Raw genomic sequence first — 1,114 nt, forward strand, 5'->3', positions numbered from 1 at the left:
GGTGGTGCGATCGGCGGCACGCTGACCACGGCACTGACCTTCTCGACGGCTTCCAGCCCCGTCCAGGATACGGTTGCGCAGACGGCTCGCGCCAACCTGGTCAACCAGTACAACAACATCCTCCAGCAGATCGACTCGACTGCGCAGGACTCCTCGTTCAACGGCGTCAACCTGCTGAACGGCGACCAGCTCAAGTTGGTGTTCGACGAAACCGGCAAGTCGAGCCTCAGCATCACCGGCGTGACCTACAACTCGAAGGGTCTGGGCCTCGCCGCGCTGACCAGCGGTGTCGACTTCATCGACAACGCTGCCACCAACAAGGTGCTGACCAACCTCAACACCGCGTCGAGCACGCTGCGCTCGGAAGCTTCGGCTCTGGGTTCGAACCTGACGATCGTGCAGGTTCGTCAGGACTTCAACAAGAACCTGATCAACGTGCTGCAGACCGGTTCGTCGAACCTGACGCTGGCCGACACCAACGTCGAAGCGGCCAACAGCCAGGCGCTGTCGACCCGCCAGTCGATCGCGGTCTCCGCGCTGTCGCTGGCCAACCAGTCGCAGCAGAGCGTGCTGCAGCTGCTCCGCTAATAGCGGACGACATCGCAAGCAGGATCAGGCGGCGGGGCTTCGGCCCCGCCGCTTTTTTTGTTCGCCGATCGGTATTCGAGGGGCGGGGAGCGATCGAAAAAGTAACCAGCGGTTATGGTTAACGGGGAGTAAGCGCGCAAAATCACCAACGATTTCAGGCTGATTGCGCAGCCGGCCATCGCGTCACAATGGTTTATGGTGAACCGGTGCTTATGGCGGTGAGGCTCGTTTCACCCTTTGTTAGCCATGTCAGCGCACCCTGTGGCTGTCACTCGATCCAGAAGCGATCGAACGAAGACGCGTAAGCCAGAAGGGTAAGAGTCATGTCCGGTATTGTTCTCTCTGCGTCGGTTCGTCAGAACCTGCTCTCTCTCCAGTCCACCGCCGATCTTCTCGCCACCACACAGAACCGTCTGTCGACCGGCAAGAGCGTCAACTCGGCTCTGGATAATCCCACCAACTTCTTCACCGCCCAGTCGCTCGACAACCGCGCCAGCGACATCAACAACCTGCTCGATGGCATCGC

At 60.3% G+C, this 1,114-nt stretch carries 2 protein-coding genes; both read left to right on the top strand.

Annotated elements, in window-relative coordinates:
• A partial coding sequence (locus tag JQ631_RS32210) for a flagellin (protein ID WP_283841844.1) occupies window positions 1–588 on the top strand: 588 nt, incomplete at its 5' end.
• 323 nt (window positions 589–911) lie between these two features.
• On the top strand, window positions 912–1,114 hold a 203-nt coding region (locus JQ631_RS32215; RefSeq protein WP_491018477.1), incomplete at its 3' end, for a flagellin N-terminal helical domain-containing protein.

Origin of the sequence: Bradyrhizobium manausense (genome assembly GCF_018131105.1) — a bacterium.
Classification (GTDB): domain Bacteria; phylum Pseudomonadota; class Alphaproteobacteria; order Rhizobiales; family Xanthobacteraceae; genus Bradyrhizobium; species Bradyrhizobium manausense_B.